The organism is Haloferula chungangensis (assembly GCF_042664875.1).
In the GTDB taxonomy this organism is placed as follows: Bacteria; Verrucomicrobiota; Verrucomicrobiia; order Verrucomicrobiales; family Akkermansiaceae; genus Haloferula; species Haloferula chungangensis.
On the sequence record NZ_JBHTBS010000008.1, the window covers coordinates 88,193 to 110,452 of the forward strand.

At 57.3% G+C, this 22,260-nt stretch carries 21 protein-coding genes and 1 tRNA gene; 10 read left to right on the forward strand and 12 right to left on the reverse strand.

All coding sequences use genetic code 11. The annotated features are described in order from the left end of the window. Positions 1-11: 11 nt before the first annotated feature. Genes rplC through rpsL form a run of 5 tightly spaced genes read right to left on the reverse strand, consistent with a single transcriptional unit; the run spans position 12 to position 4,135 of the window. A complete protein-coding gene (gene rplC, locus ACFQY0_RS15200; protein ID WP_379713974.1) occupies positions 12-656 on the reverse strand; it encodes a 50S ribosomal protein L3 in 645 nt (214 codons plus the stop codon). 53 nt (positions 657-709) lie between these two features. Next, entirely contained in the window at positions 710-1,018 is a 309-nt protein-coding gene (gene rpsJ / locus ACFQY0_RS15205) for a 30S ribosomal protein S10 (protein ID WP_379713976.1), read from the reverse strand. 47 nt (positions 1,019-1,065) lie between these two features. Beyond that, positions 1,066-3,207, reverse strand: a complete 2,142-nt coding sequence (gene fusA / locus ACFQY0_RS15210; protein WP_379713978.1) for an elongation factor G — start codon at positions 3,205-3,207, stop codon at positions 1,066-1,068. 36 nt (positions 3,208-3,243) lie between these two features. After that, complete coding sequence (gene rpsG / locus ACFQY0_RS15215; RefSeq protein WP_379713980.1) at positions 3,244-3,717, reverse strand: 30S ribosomal protein S7; 474 nt, start codon at positions 3,715-3,717, stop codon at positions 3,244-3,246. A gap of 25 nt (positions 3,718-3,742) precedes the next feature. Next, positions 3,743-4,135, reverse strand: a complete 393-nt coding sequence (gene rpsL, locus ACFQY0_RS15220; RefSeq protein WP_379713982.1) for a 30S ribosomal protein S12 — start codon at positions 4,133-4,135, stop codon at positions 3,743-3,745. Between the two features lie 900 nt (positions 4,136-5,035). Here rpsL and ACFQY0_RS15225 point away from each other — a divergent pair. The 4 genes from ACFQY0_RS15225 to ACFQY0_RS15240 all read left to right on the forward strand — a co-directional run bounded on the left by ACFQY0_RS15225 (position 5,036) and on the right by ACFQY0_RS15240 (position 11,121). Further along, a complete protein-coding gene (locus ACFQY0_RS15225) occupies positions 5,036-8,728 on the forward strand; it encodes a hypothetical protein (RefSeq protein WP_379713984.1) in 3,693 nt (1,230 codons plus the stop codon). A gap of 40 nt (positions 8,729-8,768) precedes the next feature. Further along, positions 8,769-9,464 carry a hypothetical protein gene (locus ACFQY0_RS15230; RefSeq protein ID WP_379713986.1) on the forward strand — a complete coding sequence of 232 codons (696 nt, stop codon included), beginning with the start codon at positions 8,769-8,771 and terminating at the stop codon, positions 9,462-9,464. A 112-nt stretch (positions 9,465-9,576) separates the two neighbouring features. Continuing rightward, a tRNA-Met gene (locus tag ACFQY0_RS15235) sits at positions 9,577-9,651 on the forward strand. Between the two features lie 96 nt (positions 9,652-9,747). Further along, on the forward strand, positions 9,748-11,121 hold the full coding sequence (locus tag ACFQY0_RS15240; protein WP_379713988.1) for an MBL fold metallo-hydrolase: 1,374 nt from the start codon (positions 9,748-9,750) through the stop codon (positions 11,119-11,121). Here the strand turns inward: ACFQY0_RS15240 and ACFQY0_RS15245 are convergent. Next, a complete protein-coding gene (locus ACFQY0_RS15245) occupies positions 11,118-12,380 on the reverse strand; it encodes a Gfo/Idh/MocA family protein (protein ID WP_379713990.1) in 1,263 nt (420 codons plus the stop codon). The genes ACFQY0_RS15240 and ACFQY0_RS15245 overlap by 4 nt on opposite strands. A 71-nt stretch (positions 12,381-12,451) precedes the next feature. On the opposite strand from ACFQY0_RS15245, the gene ACFQY0_RS15250 reads away from it, so the two are divergent. Continuing rightward, positions 12,452-13,099, forward strand: a complete 648-nt coding sequence (locus ACFQY0_RS15250) for an ankyrin repeat domain-containing protein (protein ID WP_379713991.1) — start codon at positions 12,452-12,454, stop codon at positions 13,097-13,099. A gap of 24 nt (positions 13,100-13,123) precedes the next feature. Here ACFQY0_RS15250 and ACFQY0_RS15255 read toward each other — a convergent pair whose 3' ends face one another. Further along, the gene (locus ACFQY0_RS15255; protein ID WP_379713992.1) at positions 13,124-13,492 is read right to left on the reverse strand and encodes a glutaredoxin family protein; all 369 of its coding nucleotides are present in this window, start codon (positions 13,490-13,492) and stop codon (positions 13,124-13,126) included. 101 nt (positions 13,493-13,593) lie between these two features. Here ACFQY0_RS15255 and ACFQY0_RS15260 point away from each other — a divergent pair, with 101 nt between their 5' ends. Both ACFQY0_RS15260 and ACFQY0_RS15265 read left to right on the forward strand, forming a co-directional pair. Next, complete coding sequence (locus ACFQY0_RS15260; RefSeq protein WP_379713993.1) at positions 13,594-14,775, forward strand: hypothetical protein; 1,182 nt, start codon at positions 13,594-13,596, stop codon at positions 14,773-14,775. Continuing rightward, positions 14,776-15,396: a RibD family protein gene (locus ACFQY0_RS15265; RefSeq protein ID WP_379713995.1), complete on the forward strand. Its 621-nt coding sequence runs from the start codon at positions 14,776-14,778 to the stop codon at positions 15,394-15,396. It begins immediately after the preceding gene. Here the strand turns inward: ACFQY0_RS15265 and ACFQY0_RS15270 are convergent, their stop codons facing one another. After that, positions 15,397-15,573, reverse strand: coding sequence for a hypothetical protein (locus ACFQY0_RS15270; RefSeq protein ID WP_379713997.1), 177 nt, complete (start codon positions 15,571-15,573; stop codon positions 15,397-15,399). It lies immediately after the preceding gene. Positions 15,574-15,628: 55 nt separating this feature from the next. Continuing rightward, complete coding sequence (gene lpxB, locus ACFQY0_RS15275; protein WP_379713999.1) at positions 15,629-16,753, reverse strand: lipid-A-disaccharide synthase; 1,125 nt, start codon at positions 16,751-16,753, stop codon at positions 15,629-15,631. A 193-nt stretch (positions 16,754-16,946) separates the two neighbouring features. Between lpxB and ACFQY0_RS15280 the strand changes: the two genes are divergently transcribed. Then, positions 16,947-17,720: a tetratricopeptide repeat protein gene (locus ACFQY0_RS15280; protein WP_379714001.1), complete on the forward strand. Its 774-nt coding sequence runs from the start codon at positions 16,947-16,949 to the stop codon at positions 17,718-17,720. A gap of 81 nt (positions 17,721-17,801) precedes the next feature. After that, complete coding sequence (locus tag ACFQY0_RS15285; protein ID WP_379714003.1) at positions 17,802-18,410, forward strand: bactofilin family protein; 609 nt, start codon at positions 17,802-17,804, stop codon at positions 18,408-18,410. A 104-nt stretch (positions 18,411-18,514) separates the two neighbouring features. On the opposite strand, the gene ACFQY0_RS15290 is transcribed toward ACFQY0_RS15285, so the two are convergent. Both ACFQY0_RS15290 and ACFQY0_RS15295 read right to left on the reverse strand, forming a co-directional pair. Continuing rightward, positions 18,515-18,883, reverse strand: coding sequence for a MarR family transcriptional regulator (locus ACFQY0_RS15290; protein ID WP_379714005.1), 369 nt, complete (start codon positions 18,881-18,883; stop codon positions 18,515-18,517). 198 nt (positions 18,884-19,081) lie between these two features. Then, the gene (locus ACFQY0_RS15295; protein WP_379714280.1) at positions 19,082-19,933 is read right to left on the reverse strand and encodes an alpha/beta hydrolase; all 852 of its coding nucleotides are present in this window, start codon (positions 19,931-19,933) and stop codon (positions 19,082-19,084) included. Between the two features lie 129 nt (positions 19,934-20,062). Here ACFQY0_RS15295 and nadA point away from each other — a divergent pair, with 129 nt between their 5' ends. Further along, complete coding sequence (gene nadA, locus ACFQY0_RS15300; RefSeq protein WP_379714007.1) at positions 20,063-21,001, forward strand: quinolinate synthase NadA; 939 nt, start codon at positions 20,063-20,065, stop codon at positions 20,999-21,001. Positions 21,002-21,015: 14 nt separating this feature from the next. Here the strand turns inward: nadA and ACFQY0_RS15305 are convergent, their stop codons facing one another. Then, a complete protein-coding gene (locus ACFQY0_RS15305) occupies positions 21,016-21,927 on the reverse strand; it encodes a hypothetical protein (protein ID WP_379714009.1) in 912 nt (303 codons plus the stop codon). Positions 21,928-22,260 lie beyond the last annotated feature (333 nt).

A 22,260-nucleotide genomic window follows, 5' to 3' on the forward strand; every position in this document is an offset into this window, starting at 1 on the left:
ATGAAGTCAGCTTATGCGCTTGGCAGTGGCTTCTTCTTGGCAGGGCGGACGGTAACGTAGGATCCCTTGGTGCCCGGGAGGGAACCCTTGATGAGGATCACGTTGTCTTCAGGACGCACGGCGACGACCTTGAGATTCTGGGTGGTGCGGTTGTCAGTACCCATGTGACCGGGCATTTGCTGACCTTTCCACACGCGACCTGGTGTCGAACCGGCACCAATGGCGCCTGTCCGGCGGTGCATCATGTGACCGTGGGACATCTTGAGACCACCGAAACCGTGACGGCGAACCGCACCTTGGAAACCTTTACCCTTGGTCGTGCCGATCACGTCGATCCACTGACCGGCGGTGAAAAGCTCGGCACCGGGGTGCTCGGTTGGAAGTTCTTCACCATCGGCGAAGCGGAATTCCTTCACCAGGAGCTTGGGACCGGAACCGTATTTCTTGAAGTGGCCGAGTGCCGGCTTGGCAACGCGCTGTTCCTTCTGGTCGCTGTAACCAACCTGAACGGCGTTGTAACCATCAGTTTCGACGGTCTTCGTTTGGAGAATGGTGTTGCCGCCAACTTCGACGACGGTCACCGGAATCATGGCCTGACTCTCCTCGTCAAACAGACGAGTCATGCCGAGCTTTTTACCGAGTATACCTAGAGACATTGCTAGAAAAGAGATTAGAGATTAGAAAGTTGAGTTATTCAGGTAGGGGCAACTCAGATACGGATGGCGATATCGACACCTGCTGGCAGGTTGAGCTTCTTGAGCTCATCCACCGTGCGGGCGGTCGGGTCAACGATGTCCAACACACGCTTGTGCGTACGGATTTCGAACTGTTCAGCCGACTTCTTGTTGACGTGGACGGAGCGGTTCACACTGAACTTTTCGATACGGGTAGGAAGCGGGATCGGGCCTGCGACCTTCGCACCAGTGCGTTTTGCTGTCTCGACGATCTCCAGGGCGGAGCGGTCGATCGCACGGTGGTCGAATGCCCGGAGGCGGATGCGGATCTTCTGGTTTTGCATGGCGAAGGAGGTGTTGGCGGTTAAGTGAGATTTAGTGACTGATCGGATCAGTATTCGTTGATGATTTCTTCGACGATATTCTGAGGAACCTGCTCGAAATGCGATGGGGTCATCGAATAGGAAGCACGGCCCGAGGAAAGTGTGCGGACGGCGGTCGAGTAGCCGAACATTTCCTTGAGGGGAACGGCGGCATGGACCACGGCGAGTTTGCCCTTGGTGACGATCTCACCAATCTGACCACGGCGGCGACTGAGGTCCCCCATCACGTCGCCCTGGTAGTCATCAGGCGTGGAAACTTCGACACCCATGATGGGTTCGAGCAAAATTGGATTGGCCTTCTTGAAGCCATCACGCATTGCGAAAATCGCAGCCATGGTGAAGGCATTCTCGTTGGAATCAACTTCGTGGAAGGAACCACCGAGGAGATCAACGTGGACGTCGACCACCGGGTAACCGGCGACGAATCCGTTGCTCATCGATTGCTCGACTCCCTTGATCACCGAGTTGTGGAATTCCTTGGGAATCTCACCACCCACGATCTTGTTTTCGACCGAAAGGCCCTTGCCCTTCTCGTTTGGCTTCAAATGAAGCTTCACGTGACCATATTGACCTTTGCCGCCGGATTGCTTGACCAGCTTGCCTTCACCGTCGGCTTCGCCGGTGATGGTTTCGCGGTAAGCGATCTGCGGAGCACCGGTGTTGGCCTCGACTTTGAATTCGCGGCGGATGCGGTCGATGATGATCTCCAGGTGGAGTTCACCCATTCCGGAAATAATGGTCTGACCGGTGTCCTCGTCGGTCTTGACGGCGAAGGTCGGATCTTCCTCGGAGAGGCGAACCAGGGCACCGGCGAGCTTCTCCTGGTCGACCTTGGTCTTCGGCTCCACGGCCATCGAAATGACAGGCTCAGGGAAAGTCGGCGGTTCAAGAACCACGTCGTTGCCTACAGCGGCGATGGTGTCGCCGGTCTGGACATTTTTCAGACCCACCATGGCCGCGATGTCGCCGGCGTAGCACGCATCAATGTCGGTATGCTGGTCAGACTGGATGCGGATCAGACGGCCGATGCGCTCACTCTTGCGGGTGCGCGGGTTATAGACCGTGTCACCCTTTTTCACGACGCCGGAATAGACGCGGAAGAAAACGAGCTTACCGACGTACTTGTCGGCCCAGAGTTTGAATGCGAGCGAGCAGAACTTGCCGTTGTCGCTGGTATGAACCTCGATCTTCTGATCTTCGTCATCGGGGTTCATGCCAACGGCACAGGGAATATCAAGCGGGCTCGGAAGGTAGTCGACGATCGCATCAAGGAGGAACTGAACGCCCTTGTTCTTGAAAGCGGATCCACCGGCAACCGGGATAATCAGGTTCGAGGTGGTGGCGCGACGCAGAGCGAGCTTCAGATCCTCGCGGCTGATCGGCTCTTCCATCATGAACTTCTCACCAAGCTCGTCGTCGACACTGACAACAGCTTCGAGAAGCTCCTGGTAAGCAAGGTCGGCGATGGCGGCCTGCTCTTCGGTGAGTTCCTTGATCTCGTAGGTCGAACCAAAGGTGGCATCGTCAACAAAGTAGACGGCCTTCTTGTTGACCACATCAATCTGCCCACGAAGATCATCTTCGGAGCCAATCGGGATCAGGATACGCACGGCGTTTGCACCGAGCTTTTCCTTGATCTCTTCAAAGACGGCGTCGAAGTCAGCACCGACGCGGTCCATCTTGTTGACGAAGACGATGCGCGGGACCTTGTATTTCGAGGCCTGCCGCCAAACCGTTTCGGTCTGTGGCTGGACACCGGCAACGCCGCAGAAAACGACGACAGCCCCGTCGAGAACGCGCAGGGAGCGCTCGACTTCAGCAGTGAAATCGACGTGCCCCGGCGTATCGATGATGTTGATGCGCTGCTTCTCACCAGTGAAGCTCTTGACGAGCCCTTCCTCTTCACGCTGCCACCACTCGGTGGTCACGGCTGCGGAAGTAATGGTGATGCCGCGCTCGCGCTCCTGCTCCATCCAGTCGGTGGTGGCCGCACCATCGTGCACCTCACCGATTTTATGGATCATGCCGGTATAGAACAGAATCCGCTCGGTGAGCGTCGTCTTGCCTGCGTCGATGTGCGCGGCAATCCCAATGTTCCTTGTCCGCTCAAGCGGAAAGGGACGATCAGGACTGTTCGGATTCGCGGACATCGGAGTAGGCGGTTCTATGATAAGCAGTCGGGAGACTTAGAAACGGAAGTGAGCGAAGGCGCGGTTCGCCTGGGCCATCTTGTGCACGTCGTCACGCTTACGAACGGCGCTGCCCTGGTTGTTGGCGGCATCCTTGATTTCGTTGGCGAGGGCGATGTGCATGGGAGTCCCCTTGCGGCTGCGGGCGTATCCCACGATCCAGCGAAGAGCGAGTGACTCGGAACGATCGGCCTCCACTTCAAGCGGCACCTGATAGGTAGCACCACCCACACGGCGGCTCTTCACTTCCACGCGTGGCTTGGAGTTCTCAATGGCGCGAGTAACAACTTCGAGGGGATCGACGGTGTCGACTCCTTCGTTGGCTTTCTCGATGGCGGCGTAAACGATACGCTCCGCGAGGGAACGCTTACCGTCGTTCATCACCTTGCAGATGATGTGACCAACGAGTGGGCTGTCGTAGCGTGAATCGCGGCGATCAGGCTTCTTGAATGTGCGCTTGCGGCGTGACATGATGAAAAATGGTTGGAGTCAGAAATTACTTCTTCTTGGCATCACCGTCCTTCGGGCGCTTGGCACCGTACTTCGAGCGAGCCTGGCGACGCTTGTCGACGCCGAGAGTATCAAGAGCACCACGGACGATGTGGTAGCGGACACCCGGAAGGTCCTTCACTCGACCACCGCGAACGAGGACGATGGAGTGCTCCTGGAGGTTGTGTCCTTCACCACCGATGTAGGCGATGACTTCAAAGCCATTGGTCAAGCGGACCTTGGCAACTTTACGGAGAGCCGAGTTCGGCTTCTTCGGCGTACGGGTCATCACTTGAAGGCAGACACCACGACGTTGTGGGCAATTTGCCATCGCCGGTGACTTCGATTTCTCGACCGGGACGTGACGTCCTTTACGGACGAGCTGATTAATAGTCGGCATAGATTCCTGCGGGGTTCGGTATTTTTCGCGTTATGAGGCGCACCGAGGACCGGCGAGATTTCCCTCGCAGGAGCCTGTTTTCCGGTGCTGCACCCGATAGATAGTAAGATTTCGAAGCAGCCAGTGTCTCGTTCGAGACGGCAGGCCGCGCTGTGGGGGCGGCGAACTTAGTCAGCGAACCCAAGCTGACAAGCCCTATTTTGAAAAAAAGTTTCAGTTCGGAAAATCAACGAAATCCCACTCATTTGCGGCCTTTCATGACAATCAGGAGCCGCTTCCAAGGCATTCCTTCCGCCCTCCCAACCGTGACGATCAATCGATTCCCCCTCGATTCATGCAGATTGGGAACACCCAGCGCGACACTCTGATCCATTGGCTTCCGTTCTCCCTGGGACGCAAACGCGGATAGGAGACCGCGGCCTGGGAAACTTCATGAGTGCGCCCATCGCTCCCATCAAATCAACTTCGGCTCCCCTCTGCATGAAAAGAAGACCGATGCCGAATCGAAGTCCAAGCAGAACGGCCCTCCTCCGGCCGTCAGTCCTCGAATGATGAATCCAACCCCAATAACAAGCGCCTTCCAAGATCTTCGTAAGGAAACAACCATTCACTTCAGACTTCCTTAGCTCATACGAATCGCGCACCCGTGACCGACCTATCAAAATTGTCGACAACACACATTTAAACAGATAAACTCAGTTTGTTCCGCGGTTTGCGAAACAATTGGAACCAAGATCTTTACACCCAGAAGCCCAGAGCTAGAGTTTCGTGATACAAAGTATGCACAATATATTCCAAGGAGACATTCTCTTGTAATCGATTCCGACTTCGATTGAAATCCTCCACCCTCAGTTTTCGATCTGTCAAACCCAACTTTTCAGAACCCAAAAAATCAGCCTTATGAAAACCCCTGCCTTGAAACCCGGATTCTTCGCCCGACGAGTCGCCCGAAATTCCAACGGCTTCGCTCTGATCATCACGATTTCGATGATGATTCTTCTAGCGCTGCTCGCAGTCGGCCTTCTTTCCCTCTCCACGGTTGCGATTCGATCCAGCAAGCAATCCGATGCCATGGCCGTGGCCCGCGCTAACGCCCGTCTGGGCCTGATGATGGCGATCGGCGATCTTCAGAAGTTCGCAGGCCCGGATCAGCGCATAACCGCTCGCGCAGACGTTCTGGATGAAAACATTGCCAATCCGCGGCTGACAGGTGTCTGGGAATCCTGGGACATCGACGCGAAAAATCCTCCTTCGCCAGCGGAGTATGAAGAGGCCCAGCGGAATGAAAAATTCCTCGGTTGGCTGAGTTCGAGCAAGGATGGCAAGAGCGCTCAGGAAGTCGACTTTGCAAGAAGTGCGCCCACTGAACCCGCGACGCTGTGGGGAACTGGCTCTCTGGGAGACAATCCGGACGTCAAAGATATCGTACAAGCCAGCAAGGTCCCCATGGGCTCGGATCCCGGTGCCGTGGCATGGGCCGTGATGGATGAAGGCGTCAAAGCCCGCATCAATACGCCATTCAAGATCAGCGCAAGCACCGAGGGCGGACGGACCACTCAACTTGGCTCGGGACAACGTCCTAACAGCGCATCGATTCCCGGCCTCGCCAAGCTTGAAGCCGATTTCTTCGAGGAGGACTCCGAGTCATTTAACACCATCACCAAGGGAATCAGCCGCAAGAACATGGAGCTTGCCGTTGACGAACTCGCCACCGGAACAGGGGAAAACCTCAAGCCTCTGACTCACGCTGTGAGCATCTCGTCGGTAGGACTGCTCACCGATACCGCGAAGGGCGGGCTCAAGCAGGACTTCAGTCTCCTCACCAATGATACCGAACTGCCCTCTCCCTACGAACGTGATTTGGGTGTTTATGCGACTCTGCTTGACTTGGACAGGTCCGCAGCCCCCTCCGACCCAACCTGGGGATCCCTTCACGAACTGGCCCGGCTTCCGCTGGACACAAGCGCCCTAACAGCACGCGCCGGAAGCCCGGTACTTCGAGCAAGCGTTCCAAGCAACTGGACCGCCGCCACAGGCTCGAATCCAAGCTCCGGCGAACCTGGCGTCATCAATCGCGAACCCCCTTCCGGGATGACTCTTCTCCCCACGGTGGCCAGAGTCCAGGTCGTCTTCAGTCTTTTGACGCGGGACATTTACAATTATCCCAAGGTCACTGACACCACGCCAAAACCTCAGCAAACCCAAGCACAGGAGCAGCAGTCCGAAATTCACGGGCCGTGGGGAAAACGGTTCGCCGGATCCAGCTACGACTATCTTCTTCATCTGCTCTACACCCCAGTCATCACGCTCCACAATCCCTACAACGTTACGCTTGAGTTCAGAGACCTCAAAGTGGTCTTCGGGAACGTTCCCTTCGGCCTCAAAGTCATCCGCAATGGGGTAGCCCAGACCCGTGATTTCGCGCCGTTGGATAAGATGTACTACCAACAGGCCGAACAGGGAAAGATCAACAAACGCTTCGGCATGACCCTCAAAACCAACGGGGGAACCACTGACCGGCCTCGAGTGGGATCCTCGACCTTCCGCATGCTACCGGGGGAGGTCATTCTGTTCTCGCCCTACATCGATCCGGAAATCACGTGGAATAACGATGCCAATGGCACGGGTGTTGCCGACTGGAGAGGTGGAGCCAGCGACAAAACCATGAATATCGATGGCATTCCCGGATGGCGGGGCGACGGCATCGGATTTGACCTCGACTGGTTCTGCCCGGCAGACATCCGTGTTGATACCCACGAGCGGGAAGGCACCCGAGCCATGGAAAAAGGCGGCGTCATCGCCGCACGAGCCGAGGACGAATTCATGGTGCAGTTCGCTCCTATCAGTGTTCCAACGCTGAGCGACAACAAGTTCACCGTCGAAATCTTCGGTAGAACCTCCGGTAGCCAACAAATCTCTTCGAGCATCATCGAGTTGGATTATGGAAATCCAACCGGGCTGCAGGACGCGCTCATGGGCAGCGACGGCTATCTCAGCTATCCAAGCGATGGCTCGACCATCAACACGATGGAGATGCATTCCCATAGCAAGACCAAGATCAAGGAAAACGGAACCATTCGACCCTTCGCCATCGTCAGTGCCAATGCCAAGACGACCTCTGGCGGTCTGAACGCCGATGGTGAGGACGGTCTGCTTGCCACCAAACCCTGGTGCTTCGGGCACGCCAATATCGGATCCTTCTCCGGCAACATCGTTTCGGAGCATTCGTCGAGCCATTCCCATGAATTCTCCTTCCAACGTCTCGACAATGGAACGACCAACCTGTTGCAGTTCGACTACAAAACGGGTCGTGGCAATTTCATCAGTGGGCTCACCGGCGATACCGGAACGAAGTTCGGCGTGCAGTATGATGTCCCGCTCGCGCCCATTCAGACGCTCGTCGGTCTGAATACCGCCAATCCCGGCGGCTCATCCGGCTACCTTCCGCGATTCGCCCATCCGATTGGCAACTCATGGGCCCATCCATTGGTCAACTCGTCGGATATCTCCACCAATGGGGATACTTACCCCTATCTCGACCACTCCTTCCTTCTCAACCTCGCGCTCTACGATCGCTTCTATTTCTCCGGGCTGGGCGAGCAAGGTGGACGTTTCAACGCCTCCGCAAGCACCGATGTTCTCGCCCAGAATTTCCTGGATGGCGAAGCATTGAGTGACCCCCGGCTCGCTCCCTACAATCCTGATGGACGTCCGAGCTCAGAGTTTGTCTCCGAGCTGATCAACGAGGACGATGCCTATGCAAAGGTGGCCGCCTGGCAGGTTGTCAATGGTGCCTTCAACATCAACTCCACATCAGTCACGGCATGGAAAGCCATGCTCGGCTCGATCCGCGACGCCAACGCCCTTTACAATCAACTCGACAAGGATGGCGAGAGCGTAGGGCTCGCCGATCTCCCGGCCACCAACAGCAGCGACAACGAAGCAAGAATCAGCCGGTTCCGCCTCCCTGTCAGTGAATCCGAAGTCGATGGCGCCGACCCGATCGATGCCTACTGGCTTGGACCGCGCGAGTATTCCGATGCCGAACTCGAACGTCTCGCCGAGAACATCGTCGAGCAGGTCCGCGAACGGGGCCCCTTCCTTTCCCTGGCCGAATTCGTCAACCGCCGTCTCGGCACCGACGAAACCGCCCAGCGGGGAGCGCTGCAGCAGGCAATCGACGATGCCGACCTCAACCGCGATTTCGCCAACCTTGCGAATGCGGGCTTCGAGATCACTCAGAACAAGGTTTCGGACTACCGCTACGCCAATCCGGAGGCAGGCACCGGACCGAGCTACCAGGGCGCACCGGGTTACCTCAGCCAGGCCGACTTGATGAGCGTCCTCGGCAATGCGGCGACGCCGCGCTCGGATACCTTCACGATTCGTGGATATGGCGAAGCCCGCGATGCTTCGGACAAAATCCTCGCCACCGCCACGTGTGAAGCCACCGTCCAGCGAGTCCCCGAATATGTGGACTCGAGGGATGAAGCCTACGTCCAGCCGGAAAATCTGACGAGCGAGATGAACAAGACCTTCGGTCGGCGTTTCCAGATCACATCCTTCCGCTGGCTCGCTGCGAACGAGATTTGAGGTCGACCAACTGACACAGTAACTTAAGCTCAGCGCCCTCATGCGATTCTTTGCCCTTCTACTCGCCCTGCTCCTGCCCTCGCTCGCCCAATCTCAGGATGATGGAGGAGAGAGCCGTCAGGTGGTCTGCCGATTCCTCTGCTTCGGCAGTACCGACACACCGGATGCGGTCGATACGATCGGACCGAAAGGGGCGAAAATCCCCTGCCCTCTGCCGACCAAGAGGATCTCCGAGCCCATCACCGCCTATGCCAAGGCCAACAAAATCGCGTTCTATCAGGAAAACAGCGACAAGCTGGCGGGGACGGCAACGATCCCCTCCAATGCCCGGGCAGCAATCCTTGTGTTTGTCCCCGCGCCTGAAGGCGCGAAATCGAAAGCCCCTTGGAGAGTCATTGTCATCGAAGACTCCGCAAAGAACTTTCCCGATGGAGGCATATTCGTCGCCAATTTCCACAATGACGACATCCGTTTCATCATCGGGGAGCACAAGGGTGCATTGCATCCGGCAAGAACCAAGGGTTACGCGCGGCCGGAAAAGCGGGATAGCTTCAACATGGCGCCCGTGATCTTTGAGTTTCTCAGCCAGGACAAATGGCGTGTCGGGAACGAGAGTGCGCTACGCTTCCTACCGGGCATGCGTTACCTGATCTTCGCCTACACCGACCCCAGGTCAAAACGCCCCCGAATCAACACCTATCAGGACTTCAGATCGGTGGCCAAACCCTTGCCTTGAGGCAGGAAATCGAAGAAGACGTTCGACAGATTAATTTTTCGATTGTCAGGCACGGATCCCGGAGGTATCCAGCGCCCCCCGGAAGCCCTAACGGCTTCCAACCGGGAAAAATGGCAGAGTAGCTCAGGGGTAGAGCAGAGGACTCATAAGCCTTTGGTCGGCGGTTCAAATCCGCCCTCTGCTACCATTTTTCTCCTGGAAGCGACCCCCAGCCTGCCATCTGCAGCAAATCAAGGTTCGACTTTTCCGAACCCGCCTCCAAGGTCGGCGCCCTTTCCCTTCTATGCTCTTCCGTAGCCTTTGCCGCCAAGCCGAAATCGGCTCCAATTCCTACCTCCTCGATACCGGTGACGCCCGCATCATCCTCGATGCAGGCATGCACCCGAAACACGAAGGCATGGACTCCGTCCCACGCTTCGATGAACTTGAGGAGGATTCCATCGATGCCGCGATCATCACCCACTCCCACCTCGATCACATCGGCTCCATGCCGGTAATGCTTCGAGACCAGCCGGAGGCGAAAGTGTTCTTCTCCCCTGCGGCCAAAGAGATTGGATTCGCCCTGCTGCACAACTCGGTCAATGTGATGCAGTCCAAGCGGACCGAACTCGGCATTACCGACTACCCCCTTTTCTCCCACCGCGAGCTCGACGACATCGAGCGCACCATCGAAACCCGCGCCCTCGAGCGTCCTTTCGATCTCGATCCGGAAGGCACTATCCGTGCGACCTTTCACGATGCCGGCCATGTGCTCGGTTCCGTCGGTGTCACCCTGGAAACAAAGGGTCAGAAAATTTTCTACACCGGCGATGTGAATTTCGAAGATTCGACGCTGATCAAAGGAGCCGCCTTCCCGGAAGATCATGTCGACACCTTGATCATCGAGACCACTCGCGGTGACAGTGAACGTCCCGCCGAATACACTCGCGAAGCCGAGGAACAGCGCTTTGCCGACCACATCGTCAAGACCCTCGAACGCCGAGGCTCCGTGCTCATTCCGGTCTTCGCCATGGGGAAAACCCAGGAAGTTCTCACGATGATCCACCGCTTCAAGGAACGCGGCATCATCAATCCCAAGACGCCCGTCTACATCGGTGGTCTCTCGACCAAAATGACCGTCATCTACGACAAGTTTTCCCACGGTCAGACGCGCCGCAGTGACGACGAGTTCCGCATTCTCAAGGACATGGACCTGCAAGCCGGCACCAAGCGCCGTGGCGGCCGCGCACCGATCATTCCCCAGGCGGGCTCGATTTACTGCCTCTCCAGCGGCATGATGTCCGAGAACACCGTCTCTAACGGATTCGCCCGCGCCGGCTTCCTCGAGAACAGCAAGAACTCGCTTCTCTTCGTCGGCTACGCCGATCCCGACTCACCCGCCGGGCACATCCGTGCTGCCAAACAGGGCGACAAGATCGTCCTGGACAAACGTCAGCCACCCGTGCCCTTCAATGCCCAGATGGAAGTCTTCGATTTCTCCGGGCACGCCACCCGCGACACCCTGCTCGACTACATTCTCAAAGTGAATCCCCGCCGAGTCTTCCTCGTCCACGGCGACCCGAAGGCCAGCCAGTGGTTTGCGGAACAGCTCAAAGAAAAGCTGCCCGGCACCGAGGCGATCATCCCCGAGCCGGGCATTGATTATCCGCTGGACTAGCCCTTGTAGTTCGCCACGCGCGAACCAAGGCGCGGATGCTTGGCCTGTTCGTCATCGCCGATGACTTTCTCGGCCTTTGGATCCCATTTCAAGGGTCTGCCGCTATCCAGAGCGACGAGAGCCAGCTGCCCGAATGACGCTGAGCGATGGGAGCCTTCCGCATCGGATTGAGGCGTCTCGCGGTTGCGCATGCAGTTGATGAAATCCTGATGATGGCTGGGCGGCTTGGTGTTGAAGTCTTCGGGGAGATTGCGCAATAGCTCACGATCCGAAGCATTGAGCTTCCCACGGTCGGCGTGAAGCCAGCCATTCTCGCCCGTAAACTTGGTGCCCATGAAATCACTGCTCACGGCAATGACTCGACCATCCTCGAAAGTCCCTTCGTAGGCATACTTCACATAGGTATCGAAAAGCTTGTGGTCACCCAACTCACCCTTGCCCTCGACCTTCACCGGACCGGTCTTGTCGAGACCAAGACTCCACAAGGCGATGTCCACATGGTGGCCTACCCAGTCGAGCAACTGACCACCGCCGAAGTTATTCATCCAACGCCAGTTCCATGGGTGGATCTGCGAGTTGTATTCGAATTTCCCAGCTGGGCCGCACCAGGCATCCCAATCCAGGTTGGCTGGCGGCTGATCAGATACCGGGAGCTTCTTGATGCTCATTCCCGACGGGGTGCCGCACTCCATTTTAGTGATTTTGCCAAGCGTGTTGTTCTCGATCAGTGCCTTAAAGCGGCGGAACTCACCCTTCGAGCGCTGCCATGAACCGGTCTGCCAGACGACCTTGTTCTTGGTGATCGCCTCATTGAGTTCACGACCTTCCTTGAGCCCCCAGGTGAACGGCTTCTCACCGTAAATATCGAGACCGGCGTTGGCCGCATCGATCCCGATCTTGGCGTGCCAGTGGTCAGGGGTGGCCAGACAAATGGCGTCCAGTCCCGGATGCTGTAGAAGGTCGGTGTAGTCCGCGTAGGTCTTGCAGTCCTTGTTCTTGTAGAAGTCGTTCACGATCTTCTGGGATCTCGCCATGTTCTTGCGGTCCACATCACTCACCGCCACCACGCGGACGCCTTTGATGTTGAGGAAATTCTTCATGTTCCCGTTCCCCATGCTGCCGCAGCCAACCAGTGCGATCGCGATTTCATCGTTGGGGGATCCCCCTTGGGCACGTAGGAAAGCCATCGGAGCCACGCCGAGGGCAGCAGCACCAGTGGCAAGGAATCGACGGCGGTTGTATGGGAGTGGTGTATTCATCAGTCTTCGTGTATCTCTACGTTTCCTCGGAGCCTGATTCTTCACTCTGCTCTGTCAATTCCCACACCGTCATGAAGCCGTTCAAAGCCCTAATCGCCATCGTATTTGTCGCACTTTTCACGTCCGCATCCGCGGAACCTGAAGCAGACCTGACCCACAAGGACATCGCCACTGCCATTGCCAAGGGTGACTTGGAGGACGTGAAGCGTCACATCGCCGCCGATCCGGCATGCCTGAATCCCAAGGACCCGAAAGCTCGCGCCCCCCTTGATCTCGCAATCCTTCGCAATCAGACCGAAATCGCTCTCGTCCTCCTCAAACTCAAGGCCGACCCGAACCGCAGCGACAGCTCCCTACGCACCCCCCTCCATCAAGCCGTCACCCGCAACAATGCCGAGATCATCCTTCCCCTGATCAAAGCCGGTGCGAAACCCGACGAACTCGACAAAACCGGATGGACACCTCTCCACCACGCCGCCGCCAAGAACCAGATCGAGACCACCAAAGCCCTGCTCAAAGGCGGTGCCGATCCCATGACTCTCAGCAAACTCGGCGGCACCCCGCTTCACGAAGCCGCTACCGGCGGCAGCGCCGAACTGATCGCGATTTTGCTCAAAGCCAAGGTCGATCCCTCGATCAAATCGAAAGAAGGCGTCACCGCCCTCGATCTGGCCAAGAAATATGAAAACCAGCCGGCCATCGACGCGCTTTCAAAGTGATCGGGGCACCTGCCCCACTCTCACTCACTCCACAAACTTGATCTTCGCGCCGGGGACTTCACCCCGGGCCATCGCCTCGTGCTGTTCGTCGGTGCAGGCGGAATCGATTGGTGCATCGGCAGGCGCATCGCTCGCCTCGAGCAGACCATTCTCGATCAAGTAGGCTTCCACCTCTTCACCGGAAACATCAGCCAGCATCTTGCCGTTCACCATCACGCAGGGTGAAAGCGGCTGACCGCTCTTCTGCTCCATTTCCCAGCGGAAAGCCGGGTTCTTGATGATGTCCTTTTCTTCAAACGGCAGTTCATACTTCCGCATGATGGCCCGGACGCCTTCGCTCCAGCCGCAGAAAGTCTTCAGATACGCCGTGATTTGTGGTTTGGAATCGCTCATGGGCGGAACCTAGCGTCATCCGCCGCCATCGCAAGCCCGATAGCGCGAGTTCCCGCAGAGCCTGCTTGCCGGAAGATCCAAGCATCCGTAATCTTGCTGTCATGCCTCGGGTATTCCTGATCCTCGCCACCCTCACCGCCCAGGCCAGCGCCTGCCTCTGGGATCGGGACACGCTCGCCGAGGAAGCCAAGGGACGCGGAGACTTGGTGAAAATCATTGTCGGCTGGTTCGATCGCTATCCTCCTCGTTATTACGAAATGCGCTTGGAAAGGGTGTCCAAGGAGCTTCAGGAAAACCCAAACGATCTCGAACTCCTCGATGATGCCGCCGTGGCTTGCGACCGCCTTGGCAGACCTGATGAAGCCATCGACTGGATGGAAAAGAAGAAGACGGTCCTCAATGCCCTTCCTAGCGACGAATCGCCCGAGCACCACTATCGATACCTCGCCAATCTCGGCACCTTCTACGCCCACCGCTGGATCTCCAAACCCGAGTCCGAACGCAACGCTGACTTATCTGATCTGCGAACTGGCGAAAAGCTCATCGCCCAAGCCATTGAAGAAAATCCCGAAGCACACTTCGGACGGGAGATTCATCAACTTAACGCCATCCGATGGATGCTTTGGGACGGAGACGACAACAAGTTAGGAATCGATCCCGTAACTGGCATTGAGTTTGGGCGGGACAGCTGGGTATCCCCCCATTACTCCCCTCTCTCAAATTCGGCCGACCATCAATATCCCGATGGAATTTCCGGTCTCATCAAGCTCGGTGCAGCCTGGCAGAATATCGACGCTTTCCACGCCCTAACGGGAGCAATGGAATACGACGAACTCACTTCGCTGGCCCAGTTGTCCTATCAACGCGAAATCGAGCTCTTCGAGACAGGGGCAAGATCGATTCACCCTGTGTATTTCGTTCGCGAACGAGTCTACCCTGATCCGCCGCAGCTCCTGCAGAATCGAAAACCAGTCGACGAATACTACAAAATCGCCAGAGCCGCCACGACCCAGCGAAATCAATCTTGGATCGCTTACCAGAACGAGCTCTTTGACAAAGGTCTCCACCCAGACACTCATCCCGATTTCTGGGCCAATTGGATCGAACCCGCTTTCCCCGCCATTCCAGGTCCAAGCCTTTTTGACCAATTCAAGACACTATTGAAGAATCGCCTGGGACTAGTGGCATCCATCCTCATCGTCACAGTTGCTATCTTCGTGGTTCTGTTCGCTGATTTCATTCGGCGACGTAGATTTAAAGCATTGGCCAGCCAGCTTCCTTAGATGAACCGCCCCCACATCAGCATCAACTTCGCCATCTCGGCCGACGGGAAGATCACCTCCGTTGCGCACAAGGCCTCGGGGTGGACATCGGAGGAGGATTCGCAACGACTCAAGCAACTGCGTGAAGGGGCCGATGCCATCATGGTCGGACGTGGAACCCTGGAAGCGGATCGCATGACGATGACAGCATCTAACAGCCCCTTGCGATGCGTCGTCTCCCGTAGCGGAAACTTCGATTTCGATCACCCGCTTTTCCACTCCGCAGGCGGAGCGATTCACTTGCTATCGGAAAAGCCCCTGACCGTCGATTTGCCGGATGTCACCAGTCACAGCGGCTCGCTCTCCGACTTCGTGAAAACGCTGCACCTCGTTCACGGTGTCGCTCACCTTCATTGCGAAGGCGGTGGCAAGTTGGTTCGCGAGCTCGCCGAACTGGATGCCGTTGACGAAATCCACCTCACCTGGGCGGGCCACCATCTTTTCGGAGGAAAGACGGCTCCAGGCATCACCGGACTGCCCGGTGATTACCTGACCGACTCGCGGCACTACGAACTTTTACACTTCGAGCCGAGAGAAGATCTCGGCGAGTGCTTTCTGAGCTATCGGAGGCTCAGGGACTGATCAGTGGCCGTGACCTTCGTGGTCGTCGCCACCTTCGTGACTCTCACCTCCATGATCACCATGATCGCCATGAGCATCATGCGTTTCATGGAGAATCTTCGTCTCCTCCCACTCGTGACGTTCACAAGAGACAGCAGCGAGGAACAGACCAGCAGCGAGCAGGTAAAATGCTTTCATCTGCGGCGGGTTTAGCGACTCCCGCCCCGGAGGCAAGCCGGAACGCATCGTCGCCTCACTCAAACCACGCCGAAACCGCCGCAGCGGCCCGCTGATGAGCACCGGTTCCACCCAATTTCCCGGTCGCGGCTGCCATCGCCTCCCGGGTCTTCGCCACATGCTCTGGATCCGTAAGGAAGCGTCCCAGAGAGCGACTGACCATCACCGGATCCGCCTCCGACTGGATGAACTCATCAATCACCCGTTCTCCCGCGAGAATGTTGACCAAGCCGACATCCTCGATTTTCACCACCACTTTCGCCAGCATGTAGGTCGGCCAGGCGAGTTTGTAGACAAGGCAGTAGGGCAGCCCGTAGTAGCCGGCTTCTACGGTCGCCGTGCCGCTGGCAATCACGCCGCAAAAGGCCTTTTGCATCAGTTCATGCGAGCCTCCGGATCGGATGGTCAGGGCGCCTTCCAGACGGTTTCCCTTGGCCATCTCTTCCATTCGCCACTGCAGTGTCTTAGTCGCCGCCGGAACCTCAAAGCGGAGTCCCTGATGGGAGGCACTCAAGCGTGCGGCCGCTTCCAGCATCATCGGAAAAAGCTTTTCCACCTCTGACTCCCGGCTCCCAGGCATCAGTGCCACCAGCTTGGGATCGCGCTCCGTCTCAATGCGATCCTCCTCCAGTTCGTCGATCATCGGATGGCCGACAAAGTTCGCCTTGAGTCCGGTGCTCTCGAAAATCTTCGGTTCAAAGGGCAGCAGACACAGCACTTCATCGAAAAGCCGGACCATCTTCGGGATCCGTCCTTTCTTCCATGCCCAGACTTGCGGGCAGACATACTGCACGATTTTCGTCTCGGGCAGCTCCTTGCGAACCGCCGCCGCAAAGCGGAAATTGAAGCCCGGGTAGTCGATGAGGAGCAGCACATCCGGCTTCATCTGCCGGACCTCTTCAAGCATTTCATAAAAGCGTGCCTTGAACCATTTGTAGTGCTTGAGCACCTCGACGATGCCCATCACCGCAGCCTGATCCAGCCAGTCACGGATCCCCTCGCCGGCCGCCGCCTGCATTTTCGGGCCACCGACGCCGCGGATCTCCAGACCCGGCCGCATCGCTACAAGTTCGTGCAAAAGTCCGGCAGCGTGGGCATCGCCACTCATCTCACCGGCGATGACATACAGGGAGTCGCTCATCCGGGGCGATGCTATGTCAGAACCTCCCTCGGAATCAATCGCCGTCATCATCGTTCAATTCGTCATTGATTTCCCCCGACTCAGCTCCTTAATCGCCCCCCGCAACTTTCAACACCTTATGGCCGAACCGACCGCCCCAGACTCAAGCCCGATCGCCGAAATTTCGCATGGGCCGTCCGCCTTCGAGACTTTCTTGGATAAAAATCAGAAGAAGCTCATTATTTTGGGCATTTTGATCGCTCTCGGCCTCGCCGCTTGGGTGATCAAGGAGGGAATCCGCGAAGGGGACTACCTCAGCGCAGGCAATGCCCTCGTCGCGGCTGAAGACGCGGCGGCTCTTGAAGACGTGATGAAAACTCACGCCGCGACTCCTTCCGCCGCGAGTGCCGCCGTGCTTTTGTCCGATTCCCAATGGGAGCAAGGTCAGCAGGACGACTCGATCGCCACCCTCAAGGCCGAAATCGCGGCCAACCCGGAACATCCGGCCACCGCAGCCGCTTACGCTCGCCTCGCAGCCCGCCTCTCCAGCCAAGGAAAGACGGAGGAAGCCAAAGCGGCGTTCCAGGACATCATTGATCGCCCCCAAGCTCGGTTCTTCGCTCCCTACGCCTTGATTTCCCTCGGCCAAATCGCCAAGGGCGAAGGCGACATCGAAAAGGCCAAGGACTACTTCCGCCAAGCGAGCGAAGGCTATCCCGGCAATCCCCTCGCCAGTGCTGCCAGCAGGGCCCTGCAATTCGCTGATTTCAAGATGCCGGAAGAAATCGACCCACCCGCCCCGGAAGCCACTCCGGAAGCCGGCGGTGTCGACGCCACCGAATTCAATCCCTCCGCTCTGTCTGGCGGACAAGCCAATCCGCTTTTCTCAGGCGGCGAAAGTGTGATCGAAACACCTGACGCCCCGAGTATTCCTGAGGACGAGACGCCGACACCTTCCGACACGACTGAAGAAACTCCTTCCGAATGAAAAGAGTCCTCGCCTGAGCGCGATAAAACCGTTTGACTTCAACTCCAATAACCACCTGATTCCAGCACCGTGAGTAACAACATGTTTCGTAAAGTCATCGGGCAGAAGCCCGCTGAAGCACCAGAGGCACCGGCACCCGCTGCCCCCGCTCCGCAGCCACCACCCGCCCCTGTTTCCAGCAGTCCGGCCGCCCCGGTCAGCGCCGCCCCTCCTCAGAGCGCTCCTCCGCAGCAGCAACGCCCACCCACCGCGTCGCGCAATGTCTTGAGTTCCGATGTCGACATCAAAGGATCCGTCAAGTTCACCAACGACCTCGTGGTCGACGGCAAGATCGAGGGCGAAATCAGCTCGGACGGCAATCTCACCGTTGGTGAAAACGCCCGCCTCAAAGCGGAAATCAAAACGGCTACCATCGTTGTTTACGGCAAAGTTCATGGCAACATGACCGCCACTGACCGCGTCGAATTGAAGGCCAGCGCGGAAGTCGTCGGCGACATCAAGGCCAAGATTCTTTCAATCGAAGCAGGAGCCATCTTCGTCGGCAAGTCGACGGTTGGAACTCCCTCCACCCCTGCCGCAGCAGCCTCCGCTCAGCAGCAGAAACCATCCAATGGTGGTGGCAACTCGGATCGCCAGAACAATCAGAAGGGCAACAGCCAGCAAGGGAACCTTGCTGGCATCAAGTCCTAAGCAAGTCCTGGAGACCTTTCTCACTTCTCAAACGCGACCTCGCCATGCCGGCTGGGTCGCGTTTTTTTATCCAGCGATCGCCCCCTGGCAGAGGGCATCGAAAATCACATCAGCTCGCTCCAGTCGCGGGCCCAGTCACGCGACATCTCAAAACTAGCAGGCGTCCAGGTCAGCAGATTTCGCCGGCTATCCGTAGGATCCTTGCACTCCTTGATGGCCCCACTTTCGATGTAGCGGATTATGATCCGGCTCACCGCCCAGCGGGTGATTCCACTCGACTTGACGATTTCACTCACCGTCACCGGCTGGTCCGCATAGGCGCCTTTCGCTACTTCGGCGAGAACGATCAGTTCAGCCAAGGTGGTGGTGACTGGCAGGTGTTTCGACAGAATCGCGTAGCATTTGGCGGCGTGTTCAACGGCCCGGCGTTCGCTAGGTGTGCCCGCACCATAGTGGGATGATCGCTTTGACATACGGATGACCGCTTATAGGTGCGGTGACGCGCCCATCCTTCCACAAATGACTTCGGATGTCCTACCTTTTCCCCGGCCCTCGTCATCTTTGGGCTGCTCTTGACACAGCCCTCCATTCATTTGGAGGACCCATGCTGACCTCGAAATTCAAAAAGCGAGGTCGGCATGGCGTTGGCTGTCCCATGCCTGGTGGAAAGCCTACTTTCTCCACAGCCACTCGAGCGTTTCTGGGAAAATGGATCCACCGTGCTGACCAGAGTGTCCCCCCTCTCCCCAAACGGCCTTATGGTCCCATTTGGCAAATTTCAGCGCCGCTTCCATCTGCTGGTTGGCCAGCCACCAATTTCCATGGGCATTATCGAGGTCGCCTGAGCCATCCTGAAGGAAAACCCGCAGCGGCTTCTTCTCCGTCTTTCGAATGAGGTAGGGATAATGATGGCCACCTCGGATGTTGGTGAAACTTCCAATATGACTCACCACCTTGCGAAACAGGTCGGGTCGCTCCCAAGCCGCGGTAAAGGCACAGATACCGCCGGAACTATTGCCACAAATCGCGCGTTGGTCGGGGTCGTCCGTCAGGTTCACCAACTCGCCTACCGCTGGCAGGATTTCCTTTTCGAGAAAGGAGGCATAGGTTTCATCGGGTGTATCATACTCGACACTGCGGTTCGACCGCATGTCGGCTGGCTGGTTCCAGCCCTGCTTCCCGCTGAGTTTCTCTCCAAACACCCCTGGATTGATCATGATCGCCACCGTCACCGGCATCTTGCCGGCATGGATCAGGTTATCAAAGACCACCGGCACCCGGTAGTCCCCATCCTCTTTCACGAAGGTGTGCCCATCCTGAAACACCATCACCGATGCCGGTGTCTTCCCATCATACTGAGCCGGCACGTAGACGAAGTACTCGCGGACCGTCCCAGCATAGATCTCCGACCGCCATTCGTGGCGAGTCACCACCCCCGTCGGAACACCCTCCTGCCTCTTCGAGTCAGGCCCGTGAGGATAGGCTGGCTCAGCACCCTCCAAGGTCATCAGACCAAGCATCATCAATCGCAGCAACATCTCATCTAAACGGCCGCTGGAAGTCCGATCCTTCAGATCCATTCCACACTTTTTGTTCTCGAATCGGCTCATTCCTCGTTCGACATTCCCCGCTCAGCGGCCGACATTCCCCGCATGCCTAGCGCCGCTCTCGACCTCAAAGAAGCGATTCTCCAGCTCAAGAAGGAGAAAAACGCCGTCATTCTCGCCCACAACTACCAAACCGGCGACATTCAGGACATCGCGGACTACGTCGGCGACTCCCTCGGCCTCGCCTATCAGGCCAAGGATACGGATGCCGATGTGATCTGCTTTTGCGGCGTTCATTTCATGGCCGAAACGGCAAAAATCGTGAACCCCACGAAAACCGTCGTGCTTCCCGACAAGGATGCCGGCTGCTCACTCGAACAAAGCTGCCCCGGTCCCGAGCTCGAAGCCTTCCTCAAGGAGCACGCCGACAAAAACTACTACGTCATCGCCTACATCAACTGCTCCGCCCACGTGAAGGCCCTTTGCGACGTCATCTGCACCTCCGGCAACGCCGTCAAGATCGTCAACAAGGCCCCCGCCGATCGCCCGATCCTCTTCGTTCCCGATGAAAACCTCGGCGCCTGGGTGATGGAGCAGACCGGCCGCAAGATGGACCTCTGGAAGGGCAATTGCTACGTCCACGTCGAGTTCACCCGCGAATCGATCAACAAGATCAAGGCCGAGTATCCCGACGCCCTCGTCGTCGCCCACCCCGAATGCACCCAGGCTGTTAGGCTCCTCGCCGATGAAGTCTGTTCGACCGAGAAAATGGTCACCTACTGCAAGGAAGCCCCGGTGAAGAACATCATCGTCGTCACCGAAAGCGGCATGCTCAACCGCCTCCGCAAGGAAGCGCCGGACAAGAACCTCATCGCCGGTCCCACCGACCGCTGTGCCTGCGCCGACTGCCGCTACATGAAGATGAACACTCTGGAAAAGCTCCACGACTGTCTCCTCAACCTCAGCCCGCAAGTCGAACTCCCCGAGAACATCCGCAAACGCGCCGAAGCGCCGTTGCTGAAGATGCTGGAGCAGTCGAAGTAGGGGACCGCGCGGCACTACTCACCCTGAAGAATCGCCTGAACCCTAACAGCCATCGCAGGATCTGAACGTTCTGCATATTCCAGGAGCTTCCTCGTGATCTCTTCCCGCTTTTTGTCATCGCTTATCGCATGAATAAGCCGGGCCGATTCTCCGGGTAGATGGTAGAAGGTGCTTTCGAGGATGGAGACCAAGACCCGATCATTGGTTTCCACGTCCCGATTTGATGTGATGAATGCCTCGGCAAAAGGCAGTTTCTCCTCAGAAGGACGGCTGTTGATGTATGCATGCAGGCATTCCTGAGCTTCGACCGGGTCAACAACTTCGCTGAGAGCACGCACCGCTGCAGAAGAATCGTCGAACTCAGCCATTGAAAAGAACTGCACGAAGTCTTTCTCTCCGCCGATTACGTCCAGCTCGCACCTCGTTTTCACGATTTCCCAGAAGCCACTGCCATCACTCCGGGCCAGCCCCATGGAAACTCCCTTTTCGAGCTGATCCGAATTGCGAACTTGCCCACGGAACTGTTGCCATTCAACCCAGCCACTGGAGACATTCTGGCGACCAAGAGACGTCACCCCGCCAAAAATAAACCTGTCCTTCGTCAGCCCTGGCTCCAGTCGCCCAACCATCAAGCGCCACTTCTCCGGGTCCAACTCGACGAGACGAGACGCGAAGGATGCTGCGATCAGTCCGAGATCACCAGAGGCAGGGTCAAGCGATTGTAGCCAATCAAAACCAGCCTCGGGATCCGTATCTGCATAGAGTCGGGCGATTTCCACAAGCAGGCCGTTTCTTTCCGGAGACCCGGGAGCAGATCGCTCAAGTTTTGCGAGCTTCCGCTCTAGATTGCGGTCCGCAGTGCCTGAAGACGGCGGCCGATTAGGACGCTTGGGAGCGGCACCTTCAAAATGAATGAGGGAGTTCATCCCATCACTTTCGCCAGCCACACTCCGCTCCTCTCCAGGGATCCTCGATCTTCCAACCAACAGGCCAATTCCAATGCCTACGATCAACCCGATCATCAACCATGAGATCCGAGTCCTATTCCCATTATGGTTTTCCATCTTGGGTAAACTGATGATTCCCCAATTTTCAGCAAGTGCTTTGCCGGAGAGATGTGGGATCCAGCCCAGCTTCGAAGTCAGGATTCGAGCATCAATCATCTCGCGTCGTCAAAAACCACTTTTGGAACACCGCCAGCCGTGGACTGCGTGCAGCCTGCTGCCGCTGTCCGTGAGACAGCCTTGCTGTCCACAGCG

Bases quoted from the DNA above. Each gene is read 5' to 3' on its own strand.
- rplC (WP_379713974.1), bottom strand. From the start codon at position 656: ATGTCTCTAGGTATACTCGGTAAAAAGCTCGGCATGACTCGTCTGTTT.
- rpsJ (WP_379713976.1), bottom strand. From the start codon at position 1,018: ATGCAAAACCAGAAGATCCGCATCCGCCTCCGGGCATTCGACCACCGT.
- fusA (WP_379713978.1), bottom strand. From the start codon at position 3,207: ATGTCCGCGAATCCGAACAGTCCTGATCGTCCCTTTCCGCTTGAGCGG.
- rpsG (WP_379713980.1), bottom strand. From the start codon at position 3,717: ATGTCACGCCGCAAGCGCACATTCAAGAAGCCTGATCGCCGCGATTCA.
- rpsL (WP_379713982.1), bottom strand. From the start codon at position 4,135: ATGCCGACTATTAATCAGCTCGTCCGTAAAGGACGTCACGTCCCGGTC.
- ACFQY0_RS15225 (WP_379713984.1), top strand. From the start codon at position 5,036: ATGAAAACCCCTGCCTTGAAACCCGGATTCTTCGCCCGACGAGTCGCC.
- ACFQY0_RS15230 (WP_379713986.1), top strand. From the start codon at position 8,769: ATGCGATTCTTTGCCCTTCTACTCGCCCTGCTCCTGCCCTCGCTCGCC.
- ACFQY0_RS15240 (WP_379713988.1), top strand. From the start codon at position 9,748: ATGCTCTTCCGTAGCCTTTGCCGCCAAGCCGAAATCGGCTCCAATTCC.
- ACFQY0_RS15245 (WP_379713990.1), bottom strand. From the start codon at position 12,380: ATGAATACACCACTCCCATACAACCGCCGTCGATTCCTTGCCACTGGT.
- ACFQY0_RS15250 (WP_379713991.1), top strand. From the start codon at position 12,452: ATGAAGCCGTTCAAAGCCCTAATCGCCATCGTATTTGTCGCACTTTTC.
- ACFQY0_RS15255 (WP_379713992.1), bottom strand. From the start codon at position 13,492: ATGAGCGATTCCAAACCACAAATCACGGCGTATCTGAAGACTTTCTGC.
- ACFQY0_RS15260 (WP_379713993.1), top strand. From the start codon at position 13,594: ATGCCTCGGGTATTCCTGATCCTCGCCACCCTCACCGCCCAGGCCAGC.
- ACFQY0_RS15265 (WP_379713995.1), top strand. From the start codon at position 14,776: ATGAACCGCCCCCACATCAGCATCAACTTCGCCATCTCGGCCGACGGG.
- ACFQY0_RS15270 (WP_379713997.1), bottom strand. From the start codon at position 15,573: ATGAAAGCATTTTACCTGCTCGCTGCTGGTCTGTTCCTCGCTGCTGTC.
- lpxB (WP_379713999.1), bottom strand. From the start codon at position 16,753: ATGAGCGACTCCCTGTATGTCATCGCCGGTGAGATGAGTGGCGATGCC.
- ACFQY0_RS15285 (WP_379714003.1), top strand. From the start codon at position 17,802: ATGTTTCGTAAAGTCATCGGGCAGAAGCCCGCTGAAGCACCAGAGGCA.
- ACFQY0_RS15290 (WP_379714005.1), bottom strand. From the start codon at position 18,883: ATGTCAAAGCGATCATCCCACTATGGTGCGGGCACACCTAGCGAACGC.
- ACFQY0_RS15295 (WP_379714280.1), bottom strand. From the start codon at position 19,933: ATGATGCTTGGTCTGATGACCTTGGAGGGTGCTGAGCCAGCCTATCCT.
- nadA (WP_379714007.1), top strand. From the start codon at position 20,063: ATGCCTAGCGCCGCTCTCGACCTCAAAGAAGCGATTCTCCAGCTCAAG.
- ACFQY0_RS15305 (WP_379714009.1), bottom strand. From the start codon at position 21,927: ATGAACTCCCTCATTCATTTTGAAGGTGCCGCTCCCAAGCGTCCTAAT.